13 protein-coding genes are annotated in these 19,645 nt (G+C 68.8%); 4 read left to right on the forward strand and 9 right to left on the reverse strand.

Going from position 1 to position 19,645, the window contains the following annotated elements:
- Nucleotide 1: 1 nt before the first annotated feature.
- Together AC07PE_RS13740 and AC07PE_RS13745 are read right to left on the reverse strand one after the other, a co-directional pair.
- Entirely contained in the window at nt 2-874 is an 873-nt protein-coding gene (locus tag AC07PE_RS13740; RefSeq protein WP_498765264.1) for a prepilin peptidase, read from the reverse strand.
- A 56-nt stretch (nt 875-930) separates the two neighbouring features.
- Nucleotides 931-1,791 (reverse strand): LysR family transcriptional regulator, encoded by an 861-nt coding sequence (locus AC07PE_RS13745; RefSeq protein ID WP_498765266.1) that lies wholly within the window; start codon nt 1,789-1,791, stop codon nt 931-933.
- Nucleotides 1,792-1,911: 120 nt separating this feature from the next.
- Between AC07PE_RS13745 and AC07PE_RS13750 the strand changes: the two genes are divergently transcribed.
- Nucleotides 1,912-2,331, forward strand: coding sequence for a DoxX family protein (locus tag AC07PE_RS13750; RefSeq protein WP_498765268.1), 420 nt, complete (start codon nt 1,912-1,914; stop codon nt 2,329-2,331).
- 12 nt (nt 2,332-2,343) lie between these two features.
- Here the strand turns inward: AC07PE_RS13750 and AC07PE_RS13755 are convergent, their stop codons facing one another.
- From AC07PE_RS13755 to AC07PE_RS13785, 7 genes are all read right to left on the reverse strand, one after another.
- Nucleotides 2,344-4,314, reverse strand: coding sequence for an acyltransferase family protein (locus tag AC07PE_RS13755; protein ID WP_498765270.1), 1,971 nt, complete (start codon nt 4,312-4,314; stop codon nt 2,344-2,346).
- Nucleotides 4,315-4,411: 97 nt separating this feature from the next.
- Complete coding sequence (locus AC07PE_RS13760; protein WP_498765272.1) at nt 4,412-6,196, reverse strand: MFS transporter; 1,785 nt, start codon at nt 6,194-6,196, stop codon at nt 4,412-4,414.
- A 10-nt stretch (nt 6,197-6,206) separates the two neighbouring features.
- Entirely contained in the window at nt 6,207-7,298 is a 1,092-nt protein-coding gene (locus AC07PE_RS13765) for an N-acetylglucosamine-6-phosphate deacetylase (protein ID WP_498765274.1), read from the reverse strand.
- Nucleotides 7,299-7,301: 3 nt separating this feature from the next.
- Complete coding sequence (agaR, locus tag AC07PE_RS13770; protein WP_498765276.1) at nt 7,302-8,069, reverse strand: transcriptional repressor AgaR; 768 nt, start codon at nt 8,067-8,069, stop codon at nt 7,302-7,304.
- Nucleotides 8,070-8,105: 36 nt separating this feature from the next.
- Entirely contained in the window at nt 8,106-9,425 is a 1,320-nt protein-coding gene (locus AC07PE_RS13775) for a D-tagatose-bisphosphate aldolase, class II, non-catalytic subunit (protein WP_498765278.1), read from the reverse strand.
- Nucleotides 9,422-10,363, reverse strand: coding sequence for an ROK family protein (locus tag AC07PE_RS13780; RefSeq protein ID WP_498765280.1), 942 nt, complete (start codon nt 10,361-10,363; stop codon nt 9,422-9,424). The genes AC07PE_RS13775 and AC07PE_RS13780 overlap by 4 nt, the downstream gene beginning before the upstream one ends.
- Nucleotides 10,356-11,495, reverse strand: a complete 1,140-nt coding sequence (locus AC07PE_RS13785; protein WP_498765282.1) for an AgaS family sugar isomerase — start codon at nt 11,493-11,495, stop codon at nt 10,356-10,358. Before AC07PE_RS13785 ends, AC07PE_RS13780 begins: the two co-directional genes overlap by 8 nt.
- Before the next feature lie 325 nt (nt 11,496-11,820).
- Between AC07PE_RS13785 and AC07PE_RS13790 the strand changes: the two genes are divergently transcribed.
- The 3 genes from AC07PE_RS13790 to AC07PE_RS13800 all read left to right on the forward strand — a co-directional run bounded on the left by AC07PE_RS13790 (nt 11,821) and on the right by AC07PE_RS13800 (nt 19,644).
- Nucleotides 11,821-15,150 (forward strand): TIM-barrel domain-containing protein, encoded by a 3,330-nt coding sequence (locus tag AC07PE_RS13790; RefSeq protein WP_498765284.1) that lies wholly within the window; start codon nt 11,821-11,823, stop codon nt 15,148-15,150.
- 77 nt (nt 15,151-15,227) lie between these two features.
- Nucleotides 15,228-18,269 carry a TonB-dependent receptor gene (locus tag AC07PE_RS13795; protein WP_498765286.1) on the forward strand — a complete coding sequence of 1,014 codons (3,042 nt, stop codon included), beginning with the start codon at nt 15,228-15,230 and terminating at the stop codon, nt 18,267-18,269.
- A gap of 16 nt (nt 18,270-18,285) precedes the next feature.
- Nucleotides 18,286-19,644 carry a Gfo/Idh/MocA family protein gene (locus AC07PE_RS13800; protein ID WP_498765288.1) on the forward strand — a complete coding sequence of 453 codons (1,359 nt, stop codon included), beginning with the start codon at nt 18,286-18,288 and terminating at the stop codon, nt 19,642-19,644.
- Nucleotide 19,645 lies beyond the last annotated feature (1 nt).

Raw genomic sequence — 19,645 nt, forward strand, 5'->3', positions numbered from 1 at the left:
GTCAGGGCTGCGCCATGCCGATCGCCAGGCGCGTCAGTTCCGGTCCGTAGAAGAGCGCGATCATACCAGCGCCGGCCAGATAGGGGCCGAAGGGGATGTGCTGGCCCTTTTTCGTCCTGCCGATCAGGATCATGGTGACGCCGATGGCGGCGCCGACGAAGGAGGACAGGATGATGATGGTCGGCAGCATCTTCCAGCCGAACCAGGCGCCCAGCGCTGCCAGCAGCTTGAAGTCGCCATCGCCCATGCCGATCTGCCCGCGCACCAGCTCATACAGGCGCGCGACGGCCCATAGGAACAGGTACCCCCCGGCGGCGCCGAGCACCGCTTCGCGCAGCGGCACGAAGTTGCCGTCCAGGTTGATCAGGAGGCCCAGCCACAGCAGCGGGTAGGTGAGATCGTCCGGCAGTTCCTTGTGGTCGACGTCGATCAGCGTCATCGCGATCAAGAGATAGGTGAAGACCAGCGTCGCCAGGCCCGCCCAGCCGCTGCCGAAATGCCAGATCAGCAGCCCTGACAGGATGCCGGTGACCGCTTCGACGATCGGATAGCGGGCCGAGATCGGCGCCTTGCAGGCGCTGCATTTGCCGCGCAGGGCCAGCCAGCTGACGATGGGGATGTTTTCCAGCGCCGTGATCTGGTGGCCGCAGTGCGGGCAGGCGGAGCGCGGCACCATCAGGTTGTAGCGGTCCGGATGCGGCAGCGGCTTGCCGTCCTTGTCCGCGATGTAGTTGTCGATCTCGCGCTGGCGCATGATCGGCAGGCGGTGCACCACCACGTTCAGGAAGCTGCCGATCAGCAGGCCGAAGATGGCGGCGACGATGGTGGGAATCAGGCTGGCGGGGGCGGCGAATAAAAGGGTGTCCGGGTGCATGGCTGGCGGGGAAGGATTGAGTTGATTCCGTAGATCAACCTATTCTATGGGGTTTTTCAGGCTTTGGGCAGCTGAACGTGTTCCCGCAGGAAGGCAAACCACAGCTTGACCCGCTGCAGCTCGCGCGCATCCGGATGCGCCAGGCACCACAGCTCGGTATCCAGCTCGTCCAGCGGGCCCTCGACGATCTCGACTTGCGGCTCGCCCTCGAACATGAACAACGGCGCCACGCCCACGCCCATGCCGGCCATGACCGCGCCCGCCACCGACATCACGCTGTTGACGCGGTGGCGCACGGGCAGCTTGGGGAAGCGCTGGCGGCGCCAGGCTTGCGACGGATGGTCGGGCAGGCTGTCGTCGAGGGCGATCCAGTCGACACCATCGGGATACGGCTTGCCCTGCGCCAGATAGGACTTGCTGGCGAAGACCGCCGCCCGCAGCAGCCCCAGTTTCACGCCCACCAGGTGCTCGGGCGGCTTGCGGGTCGCGCGGATGGCGACGTCCGCCTCACGCCGGCTCAGGTTGGCCAGCTGGTTGGTGGCGACCAGCTCCAGTTCGATGCCGGGATAGAGCTGGGCGAAGCGCGCCGCCAGCGGCAGCAGCAGGCGGTGCAGGATGGTGTCGGTGGTGCTCACGCGCAGCACGCCGCTCGGCGCTCCGCTGCTGCCGGTGGCGGCGGCGCGCGCTTCCTGCAGCTGCGATTCGATGCGTTCCGCATGACCGCCAAGCTCGAGGGCCAGCGGCGTCGGCACATAGCCGTGGCGGCCGCGGTCGAACAGGGTTTCGCCCAGCGCCTTTTCCAGGCGCCGGATCGCGCGGAACACGGTGGAGGCGTCCACGCCCAGCCGTTCGGCGGCGCCGTGCAGGGTGCGGCCGCGGATCAGGGCCAGCACCAGTTCCAGTTCGCCGGGGCCCATCTTGCTTGCGTCTTTCCTATGCAGGACTGCAATCGGTGCTTTCATCTGCGCGTATTTTCATTGTTTGAGTGCATAGCTAGAGTAGCACGGTCCTCACCCGAAACCGAAAGGAGTCTCACCATGAACGACCGTTTTACCTCCTATGCGGCGCTGCTCTTGCGCCTGTCCCTGGGCACGATGTGGCTGTCCCATGGCCTTCTCAAGCTGCTCGTCTTCACCGTACCCGGCTTCGCCGCCTTTCTCGCGGCGCAGGGCATGCCGGCGCTGCTTGCCTGGCCGGTGGTGCTGCTGGAACTGGTGGGCGGCACGCTGATCCTGCTGGGCGTGCGCGGCCGGCTGGTGTCGCTGGCCCTGCTGCCGGTGCTGATCGGCGCAGCCTCCGTCCACATCGCCAACGGCTGGGTGTTCACGGCCAGCGGCGGCGGCTGGGAATACCCGGCCTTCCTGATCGTGGCCTCCATCGTCCACGGCCTGCTGGGCGACGGCGCGCATGCGCTGGCCTTCGAGCGCCCGGCGATGCTGAAAGGGAGGACGGCATGAAGCTCAGCCTGGCTAGTCCTTGCGTCCATGCGCGTCAGCCCAGCGCGCGAAGTAGCCGCCGACCCGCAGATCGCCATCGTAGCTGAGGTGGTTGTTATCGCGGTACATCAGGCGGCCGTCGACCATCGCCCGGCATTCGCGCTCGTCGCACAGCGCATCCGAGGCGCGGAACCATTCGATGCGCGGGAACTCGCGTTCGAACTGCTTGCGCACCTGCTCGTGCTCGGCGATCTCCTTGTCCCAGGCGGCGCGCGGGATGCCGCAAGGCGTGGTGGTGGCCGAGGACGCGACCCCGGCGCGCTTGATGCAGGTGCGCGGATCGAAGGGCAGGATCGGCACGTCTTCCATCACGATCACGCGCTTGCCGGCGGCCAAGAAGCGGCGGTAGGTCTCGCGCGCGGCGTCGACGTAGATTCTGGCGTCGGGGAAGGCGTTGAGCTTCAGGTGGGCCGAGAACACGACCGTCTTCACCGAGGGCGTGTTCAGCGCCAGCTCGAGCATCGGCTGGGTGGCGATCTGGTAGGGATCTTCGCGTCCCGGCAGGCCCCAGTAGGGGTGGCGGGTGCCGAGGAACAGCAGGTTCTCGCTCTTGCCCTTGTAGTAGTCCGTCAGGCCGGCGACGACGTGGAAGGCGTGGCTGTCGCCGAGCAGCACCACGGTCGGATCGCGGTCCGGCCAGGCCAGCAGGCAGTACTCGTAGTCGGTGGCGAAGCCGTAGCGCTGCTTGCAGGCGGCGGCGTTGGCCTTGTCTTCGACGATGACCAGGGCCTTCTGGTTGGCCAGGTTGTCCTGGATAGTCGCGCGTTGCGGCAGGCCGTCGTTCCGGGCCAGCCAGGCGCCGGCCAGGCCGGTGGCCGCCATCAGCACGCATAGCAGCGCCACCGGCAGGCGTGCGCGGCGGCCGTTCAGGCGGCGCAGCGGCTGCTCCAGCACCTGGTACGACAGCCAGGCCAGGACCAGCGCCGCCAGCACGGCATAGACGCGGATGCGCGGCGCCGGCAGGTGGCCCTCGACGATCTGGGCGAAGGACAGCAGCGGCCAGTGCCACAGGTACAACGGATAGCTGATCAGGCCAATCGCCACCATGGGCCGGCTGCCCAGCACCACCCGGTTGAACCAGGCGCGCGGGCCGGCGCCGATCAGCAGCATCGCCGCCGCAACCGGCGCCAGCGCGCGCCAGCCGGGGAAGCGTTCCGGCGTGGTGAAGGCCAGGCCGAGGGCCAGCACCACCACGGCGGCGCCGGCGGCAAGGTTGGCCCTGGTCCCAGCACGTGCCGGCGCCGGCTGGCCATGGGCCGCGCAGGCCAGCAGCGCGCCGCCCAGCAGTTCCCAGGCGCGGCTGAGCGGGGAATAAAAGGTGGCGGTGGCGTGGTGGGCGATGCCGGCCGCGTTCAGCGCGAAGGACAGCAGGGCCAGCACGGCAGTCACCAGCAGCAGGTTGGCGCGGCGGCGCCATGCCAGCGCCAGCACGGCCGGCCACACGATGTAGAACTGTTCCTCGATCCCCAGCGACCACAGGTGCAGCAGGGGCTTGGTGTCGGCGCTGGTGTCGAAGTAGCCGACCTGGGCCCAGTAGAAGAAGTTGGCGGCGAAGCTGGCGCCGCCGCCCAGGTGCTTGCCCAGCTGGCCGTATTCGTCGGGGAACAGCGCGTACCAGCCGAAGGCGAGGCAGGCCAGCATCACCGCCAGCAGCGAAGGGAAGATGCGCTTGACGCGGCGCGCGTAGAAGCCGGCGATGCTGAACTGGCGCTGCTGCAGTTCGCGCAGCAGGATGCCCGAGATCAGGTAGCCGGAAATGACGAAGAAGATGTCGACGCCGATGAAACCGCCCGGCAGCAGGGCCGGGAAGGCGTGGAACAGGACCACTGCCAGCACCGCGGCCGCGCGCAGGCCGTCGATGTCCGGGCGGTAGGGCAAATGGGTAGTCGCCGCGCGCGCGGCGGCGGCCACGGCTGGCGAAGCAGCTGGTGTTGCGACTTTCAAGATGGACCCCGGTAATGACGCAAGTCTGCGCTTGCTTTGGAATTATTGAACTACTAATAATTTCCTATTTTCATCTACTGAGGCTCCCAACACAAGATCAACCTGCCTTGGCTCCTGCGAAATGGGCTTCGATCTCCTCCAGCGTCTTGCCGCGGGTTTCGGGCAGCAGGAAGGCGGCGGCCAGGAAGTACACCACCGAGCAAGCCGCGCCGAAAAAGAACACGGCAGAATAGCCGTGGCGGCCGACGATAGGCAGGAACAGGGCCGCGAAGGCGGTCGATACGAACTGGTTGACCAGCAGCGCGATGCTCATGCCGTTCGAACGGATCCGGGTCGGCATCAGTTCGGACAGGGCCAGCCACACGCACACGCCCGGGCCGACCGCGAAGCTGGCGACGAAGACGGCGATCGCCAGCGCCACCTGCCAGCCGCGCTCGGGCGGCGGCAGGGCGCCGAGGCGCGCGCTTTCGATGACCAGCGGCGCGTTAAGCGCTGTGGCGGGATCGGGGAAGGGATTCAGGTGCAGGCTGCGGAAGGCCTTGCCCAGCACGCTGTCGGGCTGCACGGCGTCCGCGCGCCGGGCCTGCAGCAGGGGCAGGGCGGGATCGTCGCTGCGCAGGGTCTGCACATTGGTGAAGGGGCCGTAGGCGTAGGCCACGGTCAGCACTTGCGTACCCGCGTCCGGCGCCGCGCCGAGGCGGCGCAGGGTAGCGGCGTCCAGGCGCAGCGCCAGGCTGTCGTCCGCAGCCATGGCCGCCACCGCCGCGCCGACCTCGCGCTGGCGCGTTTCGGTGTCGTGGAACAGCAGGCCCGCCGCCAGCGAGGCGATCACGATGCCGGCGCTGCCCAGCATCAGCAGCGATTTCCGGCCGAGGCGGTCGACCAGGAACACCGCCAGCATCGTCATCAGGGCGTTGATCAGCTTGAGCATGACGTCGGCGGCATTCGCAGTGGCGCCGGGCAGGCCGGCGCGGTCCAGGATGTTGACGACGTAGGACAGCACCGAATTGATGCCGGTGGCCTGGGTGCAGGCGAGGATCAGGCAGGCCAGCAGGAAGGGGAAGACGTAGCGGCGCGACAGCAGCGGATCGGACGCGCTGCGCGCTACCGGCACGCGCTGCATGTCGGCCAGCTCCTGTTCGGCCTCGGCCGGATTGCGGGTGCGCAGCAGCGCCGCGCGGGCCTCGCGGTGGCGGCCGCGCCGTGCCAGCCAGCGCGGCGATTCGGCCAGCAGCAGGCAGCCGGCGGTGAAGACCACGCCCGGCGCGAGGCACATCCAGAAGATGGCGCGCCAGGCGTGGTCTTTCGCGGCCAGCACCGCGGCCGCGCGCAACTGCTCGGGCAGCGCGGCCGCGGCCTGGGACGCCGTTTCGACGCTGCGCGCCTGCACCAGCCCGATCACGGCCGCGGCCACCAGGCCCACCGTCAGCAGCAGCTGGAACAGGGCGGCGCCGCGCCCGCGCTGGCGCGCGTGCAGGCATTCGGCCAGGTAGAGCGGCACGATGACGCCGATCAGGCCTCCGCTCACGCCCTGCAGCAGACGCCCCAGCAGCAGCGGCACATAGCCGTCCGCCAGCGCGATCATCGGGATGCTGAGGACGAACAGGAGGCCGGACAGCGCCATGGCCGCGCGCCGCCCGACCAGGTCGGCCAGCGCACCGGCGAACAGCGAGGACAGCACGGAACCGAGCAGCACCGCGGCCACGATGAAGCTCAGCTCCTGGGCGCCCAGCTTCCAGGCCAGCGAGGCGGTCGATTCCAGGTAGGGCAGGGCGCCGGCGATGATGCCGACGTCGATCCCGTACAGCAGGCCGCCCATGCCGGCGATGAACAGCAGGTAGGCGGTGGAGCGGGCGGGCGAGGCGGAAAGCAGGGAGGGCATCTTGGCTCCGTCAGGTTAGATCGATGGCTTCGCCTTCGACGAAGACGGCCAGCGGCTGCAGGGATGCGTCGAGGACGACGATGTCGGCCCAGGCGCCGGGCGCCAGCCGCCCGCGTTCGTGTTCGCCCAGGTAGTCGGCCGGATAGCGCGACAGGCGATTGCTGGCGTCAAACAGGTCCAGGCCGATGTCGACGAAATTGCGCAGGGCCTGGTCCATGGTCAGGGCGCTGCCGGCCAGCGAGCCGCTGCCCAGGCGCACGCAGCCCTGGCACTTGAACACGCGCTGGCTGCCGAGCGCGTACTCGCCGTCCGGCATGCCGGTGGCGGCGGTGGCGTCGGTCACGCCGTACAGGCGCGGGATGGCGCGCAGGGCCGCGCGCAGGGCGCCGGGCGTGACGTGCTGCAGGTCGGGGATGACTTCGGCGTACTCGGCGTGGGCGAGCGCGGCGCCGGCCATGCCGGGTTCGCGGTGGTGCAGGGCGCTCATGCCGTTGAACAGGTGGGTGAAGCCGGCCGCGCCGGCTTGCAGCGCCGCGCGTCCGTCTTCATAGCTGCCGGCGCTGTGGCCGAGCTGGACCCGGATGTCCATTGCCGCCAGCTGCGGGATCAGTTCCAGGTGGCCGCCGATTTCGGGCGCCAGGGTCAGCACGCGGATAGGCGCGATCGCGTGCAGCGCGCGCACCAGCTCCAGGCTGGCCGTCATGACGTCGGGCGGCTGGGCGCCCAGGCGGGCGGGATTGATGAAGGGACCTTCCAGGTGCACGCCCAGCATGCGGGCGGCGCCGGCGGGACGTTCGGCGATGGGACCGGCCAGGCCCTGCAGCGCCTGGCGGATCGCGGTCTCGCGCGCCGTCATCGTGGTGCCGAGCATGGCGGTGGTGCCGTGGCGCGCATGGTGGCGCGCAACCGTGGCGCCGGCATCGCCGCCCTGCATGATGTCGACGCCGCCGGCGCCGTGCACGTGCAGGTCGATGAAGCCGGGCAGGATCCACGGTCCGCCTGCGGCGGCGGCCGAATCCTCGCTGATGCTTTCTATTCGTTCGCCGAATCGGATGCTGCCTGCGATCCAGCCGTCGGGTGTGAGGATTCTGCCGTCGAGCACTCTCTATTCCGCGATATGTAATTCGATGCCCAGCTTGAGCAGCCCTTCGCGGTACTCGGGGCTGATGCCGGCATCGGTGATGATGGTATGGATCCGGTCCAGCTGCGCGATGCGGTGCAGGCTGACGCGGCCGAACTTGGAACTGTCGGTCAGGACGATGATGCGTTTGGCGCGCTCGACCATCATGCGGTTCAGGCTCGCCTCGGCTTCATGATGGGTGGTGACGCCGAACTGCAGGTCGAGGCCGTCCACGCCCAGGAACAGCTTGTCGAAGTTGTAGACCTGCAGGCAGGCTTCGGCCTGGCTGCCCTGGAAGGACAGCGACTGCTTGCGCAGCAGGCCGCCGGTCAGGATCAGGTCGACGCCGGGCGCGTCGGCCAGTTCCCAGGCGATGTTCAGGCCATTCGTGGCGACCGTGACGCCGCTGGCCTCGAGCAGATTACGCGCCAGGAAGATGGTGGTGGTGCCGGAGTCGATCACGATGTTGTCGCCGGTTTCCACCAGCGAGGCGGCAAAGGCGCCGATGCGCTCCTTCTGCTCGTGGTACAGGGCATCCTTCTGGCGCATGGTCTGCTCGGGCGGCGGCACCCGCGTCAGCACCGCGCCGCCGTGGCTGCGCGTGACCAGGCCCTGGCTGCCCAGCGCGGACAGGTCGTGGCGGATGGTCACGGCCGAGACCCCGAGCTGTTCCACCAGTTCGGTCACCTGGACCGCACCCTGGCGGGACAGCATTTGCAGGATCGTTTCGCGGCGTTGGCTGGTATTTCGCATGGTCTCGGCTCGAAGGGATTTGGAAAAATGCCGAGCTTAACAGATAGCAGCCGCGCTGCCGACTGCCGCCATGTTGCGGCTGCATGCGCGCGCATACTGGGCCAGCACCAGGCCGATGCGGTGCTCCACCAGGGCCTGCGGATCGTTGGCCAGCCGGCCCTGCAGCACCTCCATGTACTGGTCCGGCAGGTACTGGCTGAGCAGGGGCAGCGGGATCGCGCGCCGGCGCAGGTTGGCGAACAGACGCTCCAGCGCCGCCGTGACCGGCGGCTCGCCCCAGTAATAGCGGCAGCGGTCGCTGAGCGCGTAGCGGCGCAGCAGGCGCTGCTCCTCGCTGCTGCCGTGGTAGTGCTTGCGCCAGTGATCGGGCTTGTCCAGCATGACCTGTTCCAGCACCTGCATCAGGTGCGAGGCTTCCATGGACGACACCAGCTCGTCCTCGATGCTGCACAGCGCCAGCAGGCCTTCGCGCATGGCGAAGGTGGCGGCCGGGCCGACTTTCAGGATCGCGAAGTGGTCGCGCACCATCTGGTGCAGGGCGATCTCGCGCTGGTAGTCGGTCGAATGGGCTTCGAACACCAGCCCCGGCTGGCCGGCGATGAAGCCGGACAGCGCCGCGGCCGGCGCGGGATCGTAGTGCTGCACGCTGCTGTGGTCGAAATCGACGCCGGGCTGCACCACCATCGCGATCACGCGCTTCCATGCGCCGTGCAGGCCGGCGTCGAGGAAGGCGTGGCAATGCACGGACAGGGTGCGGCGCGCGGCATCGGGCGTGGTCGGGGCGCCGGCCTGGGACAGGCTGGCTTCGCCGCCGGGAATCGGGACTTCGGTGCCGATCACATACACCGGCGGCGGGTGGCCGGCGTCGCTTGCTGCGGCATCGGCGATGCGGGCCAGGCGCGCCGAGCGTTCGGCCACGATCTCGTCGGGGAGCTGTGCCGGGTCGTCGGCGCAGCGCATGCTGCAGTCGAGGTGGATCTTGTGAAAACCGGCGGCGGCGTAGTTCGCCACCAGGGTCTCGGCATGCAGCATCGCGGTGGCCGCATCCAGGTTCTGCCAGGCGTTCGGACCGAGGTGGTCGCCGCCCAGCACCAGCCGCTCGGCCGGAAAACCGCGTTCGCGCGCCAAGGCCAGCACGTAGTCGCGGTACATCGCCGGCGTCATGCCGGTGTAGCCGCCGAACTGGTCGACCTGGTTCGAAGTCGCCTCGATCAGCAGCGGCGTGTCGTGCTCAAGCGCCACGCGCATCGCGGCGGCCAGCACCGTCGGGTGGCTGCAGCAGACGCTGTAGAGACCCTGCGGCTCGCCGCGCCGATGCGCCTTGACGATGTCCTGGACGGGGGAGGTCGGGTTCATGGTGTGGCCTTGTCCTTCAGTTGTTGACGGATCAGCAGCGCGGCGCCGCGCACGCCGCCGGCATCGCCGAAGCGCGGCGGCAGGATGGGCGGCGGATGGGCGCCGTCGAACAGGTGCCGGCGTAGCGCCTCGGGCAGGTCGCGGTACAGGTGCGGCAGGTTCGACAGGCCGCCGCCGAGCACGATCGCATGCGGGTCGAGGCCGAGCACGACGCAGGCCAGGCCGTGCGCCAGCAGGTCGAGGTGGACTTCGAGGGTGCGCTGCGCAATCTCGTCGCCCGCGTTCGCGCGCGCGGCGATGGCGAAGGGCTCGGCGCCGTCGCCGCCCAGGTGCAGGTGGAGGCGCGACATGCCGGGGCCGGACACATAGCGTTCCAGGCAGGCGGTCCGGCCGCAGGGGCAGGGGATCGCTTCGAGCCCGTAGCGCGCGGCCAGCGTGGCCGGCAGCGGCCAGTGACCCCATTCGCCGGCGATGCCGTTGCGGCCGCGCTGCAGGCGCCCGGCCACGCAATAGCCGGCGCCGGCGCCGGTGCCGAGGATAGCGCCGAACATGGTCGGCAGGCCGTCGGCGGCGCCGCCTTCCGCTTCGGACAGGGCGAAGCACTGGCAGTCGTTGCCGATCGCGACCGGCCGCGCCAGCGCTTCCTGCAGCATCGCGCAGACCTGGCGGCCGTTCAGGGCCGGCACGTTGGAACTGAGCTGGCGTCCCGTGGCGCTGTCGGTGACGCCGGGCAGGCCGATGCCCACCGGCGCCTCGCTGCCCAGTACGGCGTCGGCGCGCAGGACCAGGCCGCGTATCGCGCTGGTGAAGGCGGCGATGTCCTCGGCCGGGGTGGCGATGCGTTCGCGGTGCACTTCGCGAAGGGCAGCGTCATACGTCGCCAGCTCGATCTTGGTGCCGCCGATGTCGATGCCGTGAAAGCCTGCGAAATCAAGCATGGTCGTGTTCATAGATCGTGACGCCTTGCACGACCCGGTTGACGGTGCCGCTGGCGAAGGGATTGTCGGGACGCAGGGACAGGCGGGCCGACTGGTGCAGCGCATACTGCTGCGCCATCAGCAGCCACAGGGGCGCCAGCCAGGCGTCGCTCCAGTCGGGGGCGGCAGCGTCGAAATCGCCGCCGGCGCCGACCGTCAGCACCTGGGCGGCGATGCCGTCGCGGCGCAATTCGTCCAGCAGATCGGTCTCGTAGCGGCGCGCCAGCGGCTTGCCGCTATAGAAGAGCACCACCAGCGAAGCCTCGTTCAGGGCAGACTTCGGGCCATGCCGGAAGCCCAGCGGGGTGTCGGCCATGCCGAGCACGCGGCCGCCGGTCAGTTCGAGCAGTTTGAGCGCGGATTCGCGCGCCAGCGCTTCCAGCGGCCCGCTGCCGAGGTAGGCCACGCGTTCGACCGGGCGCGCCGCCAGCGCCGCGATCGCCGGCGCCCATTGCGCCAGCGCCCGTTCCGCCGCATCCGCCAGTTGTTCGGGACGCGCCGCGCCATCGGCGTCGCCGCCCAGCACGCACAGGGCAGCCAGCAGCATGCTGGTAAAACTGCTGGTCATCGCGAAGCCGCGGTCGCAGCTGGCGGCCGGCATCAGCAGCACGCAGGTGGCCTCGTCGTTGGCGCCGCGGACCGCCAGCGCGCCTGCTTCGTTGCAGGTGATATGGAGGAAGTGCGCTTCATGCACCGCCCCGCGCACCAGTTCCACCGCCGCCAGGCTTTCCGGGCTGTCGCCGCTGCGCGCGAACGAGACCAGCAGGGTCGGCGCGGCCGGGTCGAGATAGAGCTCGGGATGGGTGAGAAGGCTGGTGGTGGCGATCGCGCGCACCTGGGCGGCGCAGCGCGCATTCAACTCGTCGGCGACGATCTGGCCCGCGTAGGCCGAGCTGCCGGCGCCGGTCAGGATCACGCGCTGGCGCGGATCGTGCAAGCGTTGACCGAGGAAGGCGGCGACGCGGGCCTGGTGGACGCGCAGGCTGGCCGACAGGGCGCGCCAGACCGCGGGCTGCTGCACGATTTCTTCGGCAGTGTATAAGCCACCGATGTCCTGCCAGGTGCTTGCGTCGCGGTCGAGAAGAGTGGTCATTGGGTATATGCGAAAGTATCGGATGGAAAAATCATAAATAGTTATTTTCGAAAAGTCAAACACGAAAGATATTTCGAAAGAAAACTAGGTGACATTTTTCTTTTTTACTTGGTCATTTAGCATGGAACTGTGGATGTGAAGCTTTTAATGTGGCAAATTCCCAACTAAACGAAAACATATTTGCGAAATAATCGGGAAACGAAAGGTTTTCGACCCTCGTTTATGCACTATTTCAGTGAATTTCGCCGTTTTCGGTGGTTTTTGTTGACCTTATTTATTTTTGTTTCTACATTATGCGAAACAAAACGTAATTTTGAGACACCAGATGACCAAGAGCCCATTTCGTTTTCGTTTCCTCGCCGGCTGCGTCCTCGCGGCCTGCGCCACCCTGGCGGCGCCGGCCCAGTCGGCCGCCCTCGGCCAGCTGCGCAGTCTCAAGGCCGGTGCCGACGGCCAGTCCTGGGACCTGCGCACCGACAGCGGCGCCCACGTGCGCGTCAGCCTGGCGCGCGCCGATGTGCTGCGCATCTGGGCCGGGCCGGGCGAGACCCTGGCCGGTCCCGGCGACAAGGCCGCGGCCATCGTGGTCGGCACGCCGGCCGCCGAGGTCGCGCACACGGTCGAGGAAACGCCTTCCTATATAACGATCAAGACCGCGGCCCTGACCCTGCGCATCGAGCGCAAGCCGCTGCGCTTCACACTCTACCGCGCAGGCGAAGAGACCCCTCTGTGGCGCGAGCTGCAGCCGCTCGACATCGCCGCGAAGCAGGCGGTGCAGGTGCTGTCCAGCGATGCCGGCGAACGCTTCTTCGGCGGCGGCCAGCAGAACGGGCGCTATGAATTCAAGGGCCGCGAGCTGGCGGTGTCGTATTCGGGCGGCTGGGAAGAGGGCGACCGCCCGAACCCGGCGCCCTTCCTGCTCAGCTCCAAAGGCTGGGGCATGCTGCGCAATACGTGGAGTGACGGCAGCTACGACCTGCGCAACCCGGAGCAGGCGGTGCTGCAGCACGCCGAGGGCCGCTTCGACGCCTGGTACTTCGTCGGCAAGGACCTGCGCGGCGCGCTCGGGCTGTACACGGAATGGACCGGCCGCGCGCGTTTGCTGCCGCGCTGGGCGCTGGAGTACGGCGACGCCGACTGCTACAACGACGGCGACAACGTCAAGAAGCCGGGAACCGTGCCGCAGGGCTGGAGCGACGGCCCGACCGGCAAGACCCCCGACGTGGTCGACAGCGTGGCGAAGCGCTACCGCGAACACGACATGCCGGGTGGCTGGATCCTGCCGAACGATGGCTACGGCTGCGGCTATACCGCGCTGCCCGAGACCGTGCGCGGCCTGGCCGGCTATGGTTTCCGCACCGGCCTGTGGACCGAGAACGGCGTCGACAAGATCGCCTGGGAAGTCGGCCAGGCCGGCAGCCGCGTGCAGAAGCTGGACGTGGCCTGGACCGGCAAGGGCTACCAGTTCTCGCTGGACGCCAACAAGGCCGCCTACGAGGGCATCCTGAACAACTCCGACAGCCGGCCCTTCATCTGGACCGTGATGGGCTGGGCCGGCACCCAGCGCTACGCGGTGGCCTGGACCGGCGACCAGAGCGCCAGCTGGGACTACATCCGCTGGCACATCCCGACCCTGATCGGCTCCGGCCTGTCCGGCCAGGCCTATGCCAGCGGCGACGTCGACGCCATCTTCGGCGGCAGCCCGGAAACCTATACCCGCGACCTGCAGTGGAAGAGCTTCACGCCGGTGCTGATGGGGATGTCGGGCTGGTCGGCGGCCGAGCGCAAGCATCCATGGTGGTTCGAGGAACCCTACCGCGCCATCAACCGCCGCTACCTGAAGCTCAAGCTGCGCCTGACGCCCTACATGTACACGCTGGCGCGCGAGGCCGAAGACAGCGGCGCGCCGCTGGTGCGCGGGCTGATGTGGGACTACCCGCAGGACCCGGCGGCCCTGAGCGAACGCTATAAATACCAGTTCCTACTGGGCCGCGACCTGCTGGTGGCGCCGGTCTACCGCAGCCAGGCCGCCAGCGGCGGCTGGCGCAAGGGCATCCACCTGCCGCAGGGCACCTGGTACGACTACTGGGACGGCCGCCAGGCCACCGCCGGCGCCGAAGGGCGCGACCTCGACATGCAGGTCACCCTCGACAAGCTGCCGGTGTTCGTGCGCGCCGGCGCCATCCTGCCGATGTATCCCGAAACGCTGTTCGACGGCCAGAAGCCGAAGGACAGGGTCACCTTCGACGTCTACCCGGCGGCGCAGGGCGAGTCCGAATTCGTCTTGTACGAAGACGACGGCAACACCCGCCGCTACCGCGAGGGCGAATCCAGCCGCCAGCGCATCCGCATGCACGCCGAGGGCGCCGACCTGCTGCTGGAAGCCGGCGCAGTCGACGGCCGCTACGCCGGCCAGGAAGAACGCCGCGGCTACGGCCTGCGGATGCCGGCTGCGCACGCACCCGCCGCGGTGCTGGCCGGGGGCCGCACGCTGCCGGCGCTGCAGAGCACCGCCGTACTGGCAAGCAGCGCCGAGGGCTGGTACTTCGATGCCGCCGAACGGGGCGGCACCCTGCACGTGAAGACCGCAGCGCAGGACATCCGCCAGCCGCTGGCGCTCGCCGTGCGCGGTGTGCTGGCGGCGCGCGCCGACGATGCCTTCCCGGCGGCGCCGGATGCGGGCCGCGCGATTCCGGCGGATGCGATCGTGGTCGTCAACCGTCCGGCCGAAGAGCCGGGCCAGGGCCTGGAACGCGCCTTCGACGGCAAGCCCGACACCTGGTTCCGCACCGTGCGCAGCCAGGCGGTGCGTAGCGGTCCGCACGAATGGGTGCTGGGCTTCGGCGAGCGCCGCCTGCTCGACGGTATCGAGCTCGCCCCGCGCAACGACAAGCACTGGAAGAGCGGCCAGGTGCGCGACTACGAAGTGTACGTCGGCGACAGCAACGGCGACTGGGGCGCCCCGGTGGCGCGCGGCCGCCTCAAGCTGGCCGAGGGCATGCAGACGATTTCCTTCCCGGCCAGCGCCGGCCGCCTGCTGCGCTTCCGCGTGCTGAGCGTGCACAACCCGGACGGCGACGGCGCCAGCGCGCTCGATCCGATGGTGACCGCCGCCGAAGCGAAGGCGCCGGCCCGCGCTTACGACGCCACACTTCCGGCCGACGTGCCGCCGATCGCGCTGTCCGAATTCCACGTGCTCGAACACCGCACGCCGGAGCGCCCTGAAATCCAGCGCTACCTGTCCGAGCTGGCGCTGCCGAAGACGGTGGCGCGCGACCGGCCGGCCGGCAAGGCGCCCGAGATGCGCATGAACGGCCTGCGCTTCCGCAAGGGCCTGGGCGTGGGCCCGGCCAGCCGCATCGACCTGGCCCTGAACGGCGACTGGACCCTGCTGCGCTCCGACCTCGGCGTCGACGACAGCTGCCGCAGCGCCGGCGGGCTGCAGTTCCAGGTCTGGAGCGGTGCCAAGCTTTTGTATGACAGCGGCCTGGTCAAGCCGCCGGCGGTGGTCAAGCCGGAAATCGACATCCGCGGCCTGCGCGAGCTGAGCCTGCGGACCCTGGGCGCGACAGGTCCGAGTCCGGGCCGGGTCTGCGCCAACTGGGCCAACGCCCAGCTGACGGGAAGCGAAGGCGCCACCGTCACACCTCGCTGATTCACTCCACTAGACAAAAGCAGGCCCCTGTCCCGAACAGGGAGGGGAGCCTGCATCCTTCACCAAGGGAGAAGTGCATGAAAACGAAGCGTCTCACACTCCGCGACGATGCCATCCGCCGCGCCGCCGCCATCCTGATCGCATTGGCCGCCGGCAGCAGCAGCCAGGCCTGGGCCCAGTCGAATGCCACCACCACCATCTTCGGCGAAGTCCGTACGCCGGCCGGCGCCACGGTGGTGATCGAGAACCTGGCCACCGGCGCCCAGCGCAGCCTGACCCCGGACGCAAGCGGCCGTTACGTGGCCAGCTCGATGCCGCCGGGACGCTACGCGGTCAAGGTGCTGCGCAGCGGCGCGGTGGAGGCCAGCCGCGAAGTGGAGGCGGTGGTCGGCTCGGGCGTGGAAGCCAGCTTCGGCGCCGGCGCCGCCGCGACCCAGACCGTGCTGGTGAGCGCGGCGCGCCAGGTGATCGACGTCTCCAACACCAACAACGGCGTGGTCTTCACGGCGCGCGAACTGCGCTCGCTGCCGGTGGCGAACGACATCGCCTCGGTGGTGCAGCTGACCCCGGGCGCCAACCGCGGCACCAACGGCCAGTACGGCAACGCGCCCTCGATCTCGGGCTCCGGCCAGTCGGAGAACGCGTTCTACGTGAACGGCTTCCCGGTCACGAACATCCTGACCCAGGTCGGCGCCTCCGAGCTGCCCTTCGGCGCGATCTCCAACATGCAGGTGCTGTCCGGCGGCTACGGCGCCGAGTTCGGGCGCTCGACCGGCGGCGTGATCAACGTGACGACCCGCAGCGGCGGCAACAAGTTCGAGTTCGGCGGCAAGCTGCAGTACCTGCCGGCGCGCCTGCGCGCGGCCCCGGAAAACATCTACTGGCCAAACACCGGCGCCCATCCGGACACCGACGGCAAGCTGCTGTACTGGAACCGCGACAACAGCTCGCGCAGCCGCATCGCCGGCCTGTACGGCAGTGGGCCGATCGTGCGCAACAAGCTGTTCGCCTTCGTCGCGCTGGAACGCACCGTCAGCGACGGCGAGGCGGTGGCCGCGTCCACCGATTCCAGCGCCGCCGCCAAGGCGACGTCCGGCTGGAGCAGCACGCACACTACCGTCGACCGTTACCTGGCCAAGCTGGACTGGAACATCACCGACGACCACCACGTCGAGTTCACCCGCCTGTACGACCGCACCACCGGCAACAGCCGCTCCTACGGCTACGACTACACCACCTTCACCAAGGGCAGCACCGTCACCACGATCAACCCGACCACCATCAACTGCTGCGGCGGCGGTTCCGCGCCGGGCGCCGACGCCAGCATCCTGAAGTACACCGGCTACCTGAGCGACAGCCTGACCGCAACCGCGCTGTATGGCGATACCCGTTCGATCCACCAGCGCATCCCGACCGGCTACGATCCGAGCCTGGCCCAGACCTCGTCGAGCATCACGACCCAGGTGCCGGGCCTGGTCTACAACAACCCGCAGAAAGTGACCGGCAGCCTGCCCGATCCAGCCTCGGAAGACCGCCAGAAGGGCCTGCGCCTGGACCTCGAGTACAAGCTGGGCGCGCACGCGCTGCGCGGCGGTATCGACCGCATCGAGGTCGAGTCCCTGGTCGGCAACGTGCTGGCCGGCGGCTACCGCTGGACCTACCGCAAGACCGCCAACCCGACGCGCCCGATCAACGGCGCCTTCGAGACCCCGGCCCAGGGCGGCGGCTACGGCGTGCAGGGCTACTACGTCAGCAAGGACCTCGACACCAACCTGGCGAAGCCGACCAGCGTGCAGTCGGCCCAGTACCTGCAGGACCACTGGCAGGTGAGCGAGCGCGTGCTGCTCGACCTCGGCCTGCGCCGCGAGCAGTTCACCAACTACACCAGCACCGGCGAGGCCTTCATCTCCCAGCGCAACATGATCGCGCCGCGCCTCGGCGTCACCTGGGACGTGATGGGCGACAGCTCGCTGCGGGTGTTCGGCAACGCTGGCCGCTACCACCTGCCGGTGCCGTCCAACCTGTCCAGCAACATGGCGGCGCCGCTGCTGCGCACCAGCCAGTTCTACACCTACACCGGGGTCGACCCGGTCACCGGCGCGCCGACCGGCCTGCATGCGATCAGCGAGCCGTATTCGGCCAACAACGCCTACGGCAAGGGCCGCGATGCGCGCGAGGTGACGGCGATCGGCTTGAAACCGCTGTCGCAGGACGAGGTCTCGCTGGGCTTCGAGCGCGCCTTCAACAAGCGCCTGGTGGCCGGCGCCAGCGTGCTGTACCGCCGCCTGAACGACACCAACGACGACACCTGCGACGCCCGCCCGATCGAGGCCTGGGCCGCGCGCAACGGCGTCGATACCGGCAACTGGGGCGGCTTCCAGTGCGCGATCATGAACCCGGGCCGCGACAACAACCTGTACATCGATTTCGCCGACGGCAAGGGCCTGCGCCGCGTCGACATCAGTGCGGCCGAGTGGGGCAACCCGCTGCCCAAGCGCACCTATAAAGCGCTGACCGTCTTTGCCGAGCACCCGTTCGCGGACGGCTGGTACGGCAAGCTGACCTACACCCTGTCCGCGCTGAAGGGCAACATGGAAGGCCAGACCGACACCATCGGCGGCGGCGACGTCGCCCTGACCGTCAGCGACGACCACAAGGAGCTGATGTACAACGCCTACGGCTACCTGCCGGGCGACCACCGCCACCAGATCAAGGCCTACGGCTTCGTGCAGGTGATGCCGCAGGTGACGGTGGGCGCCAACCTGGCGCTGATCTCGGGCTCGCCGCGCAACTGCATCGGCGAGCTGCCGGCCGAGCTGCACTTCGACGACGACTACGGCGCCGCCTACTTCTTCTGCGACGGCAAACCGGCGCCGCGCGGCAGCCGCGGACGTACCCCCTGGCAGATGCAGCTGGACCTGAACGCGGCCTGGAACCCGGCCTTTGCCAAGGGCCTGAGCCTGAAGCTGGATGTGTTCAACGTGCTGAATCGCCAGACCGTGACCCGCTACAACGAGACCCGCGACGACGGCAGCGGCGACATCGCGCGCAGCTACCTGCAGGTGGCGAGCCGCACCGCGCCACGCTCGGTGCGCGTGAGCGCCGAATACAACTTCTGAGCATCTGGGAGAAACAATGAAACGACGCGATTTTCTGTTGAATGGTGCGAAAGCCGGCGGCGCCGCGCTGGCCGCCGGCCTGGCCGGCCCGGTGTTCGGCGCCGCCCGCGAACGCCTGCGCCTTGGCATGATCGGCACCGGCATGCGCGGCCAGGTGCTGCTGAAGGAACTGCTGCGCCGCGACGACGTCGAGGTCGTGGCTCTGTGCGACATCGAACCGGTGATGCTGGGCCAGGCCCTGGCCCAGGTGGAGAAGGCCGGCAAGCCGCGCCCGCGCACCTATGGCGAGGACCGCGACAGCCGCGCCTACCGCCGCATGCTGGACGCGCGCCAGCTCGACGGTGTGATCATCGCCACGCCCTGGGAATGGCATGCGCCGATGGCGATCGACGCCATGCGCGCCAAGGTGCCGGTGGGCTGCGAAGTCGTCGCCGGCATCACCCTGCAGGACCACTGGGATGTGCTGGACGCCCAGCTCAAGACCGGCACGCCCTACATGCTGCTGGAGAACGTGTGCTTCCGACGCGACGTGATGGCGGTGCTGCAGATGGTGCGCGCCGGCGTGTTCGGCGAGATCGAGCACCTGCAGGGCGGCTACCAGCACGATCTGCGCGCGGTGAAGCTGAACGGCGGCGATGCGGCGCACACCTATGGCGGCGGCGTCGAATTCGGCGCCAAGGGCTGGTCCGAAGCGCGCTGGCGCACCGAGCATTCGGTGCGGCGCAACGGCGAGCTGTATCCGAGCCACGGCATCGGTCCCTGCGCGATGTACACGAATATCAACCGCGGCAACCGTTTTACGCGCATTAACAGCTTCGCCACCAAGGCGCGCGGCCTGCACGACTACATCGCCAGCCAGGCGCCGGACCACCCGAACGCCAAGGTGAAGTTCAGCCTGGGCGACGTGGTCACCACCACCCTGGCCACTGCCAACGGCGAAACCATCCTGTTGCAGCACGACACCTCGCTGCCGCGCCCGTATTCGCTGGGCTTCCGCGTGCAGGGCACCAAGGGCCTGTGGATGGATGTGAACCAGAGCGTGCACGTGGAAGGCGTGAGCAAGCCGCACAGCTGGGACCCGTTCCAGGCCTGGCAGGACAAGTACGACCATCCGCTGTGGCGCCGCTACGGCGAGCGTGCCGCCGGCGCCGGCCATGGCGGCATGGACTTCTTCGTAATCAACGCCTTCGTCGAAGCCCTGAAGGCGGAGGCGCCGATGCCGATCGATATCTACGACGCCGTCACCTGGAGCGCCATCACGCCGCTGTCCGAGCAGTCGATCAAGCAGGGTTTCCAGACCCTGGACTTTCCGGACTTCACGCGCGGCGCCTGGAACAAGCGCAAGCCGATCTTCGCCTTCGACGACCGCTACTGAT

The sequence above is a fragment of the Telluria sp. GW821-FHT07G12 genome, assembly GCF_059418525.1.

What these genes read in the sequence shown, in the direction of transcription:
- AC07PE_RS13740 (WP_498765264.1), bottom strand. Translation starts at nt 874, where the DNA reads ATGCACCCGGACACCCTTTTATTCGCCGCCCCCGCCAGCCTGATTCCC.
- AC07PE_RS13745 (WP_498765266.1), bottom strand. Translation starts at nt 1,791, where the DNA reads ATGGGCCCCGGCGAACTGGAACTGGTGCTGGCCCTGATCCGCGGCCGC.
- AC07PE_RS13750 (WP_498765268.1), top strand. Translation starts at nt 1,912, where the DNA reads ATGAACGACCGTTTTACCTCCTATGCGGCGCTGCTCTTGCGCCTGTCC.
- AC07PE_RS13760 (WP_498765272.1), bottom strand. Translation starts at nt 6,196, where the DNA reads ATGCCCTCCCTGCTTTCCGCCTCGCCCGCCCGCTCCACCGCCTACCTG.
- agaR (WP_498765276.1), bottom strand. Translation starts at nt 8,069, where the DNA reads ATGCGAAATACCAGCCAACGCCGCGAAACGATCCTGCAAATGCTGTCC.
- AC07PE_RS13775 (WP_498765278.1), bottom strand. Translation starts at nt 9,425, where the DNA reads ATGAACCCGACCTCCCCCGTCCAGGACATCGTCAAGGCGCATCGGCGC.
- AC07PE_RS13780 (WP_498765280.1), bottom strand. Translation starts at nt 10,363, where the DNA reads ATGCTTGATTTCGCAGGCTTTCACGGCATCGACATCGGCGGCACCAAG.
- AC07PE_RS13785 (WP_498765282.1), bottom strand. Translation starts at nt 11,495, where the DNA reads ATGACCACTCTTCTCGACCGCGACGCAAGCACCTGGCAGGACATCGGT.
- AC07PE_RS13790 (WP_498765284.1), top strand. Translation starts at nt 11,821, where the DNA reads ATGACCAAGAGCCCATTTCGTTTTCGTTTCCTCGCCGGCTGCGTCCTC.
- AC07PE_RS13795 (WP_498765286.1), top strand. Translation starts at nt 15,228, where the DNA reads ATGAAAACGAAGCGTCTCACACTCCGCGACGATGCCATCCGCCGCGCC.
- AC07PE_RS13800 (WP_498765288.1), top strand. Translation starts at nt 18,286, where the DNA reads ATGAAACGACGCGATTTTCTGTTGAATGGTGCGAAAGCCGGCGGCGCC.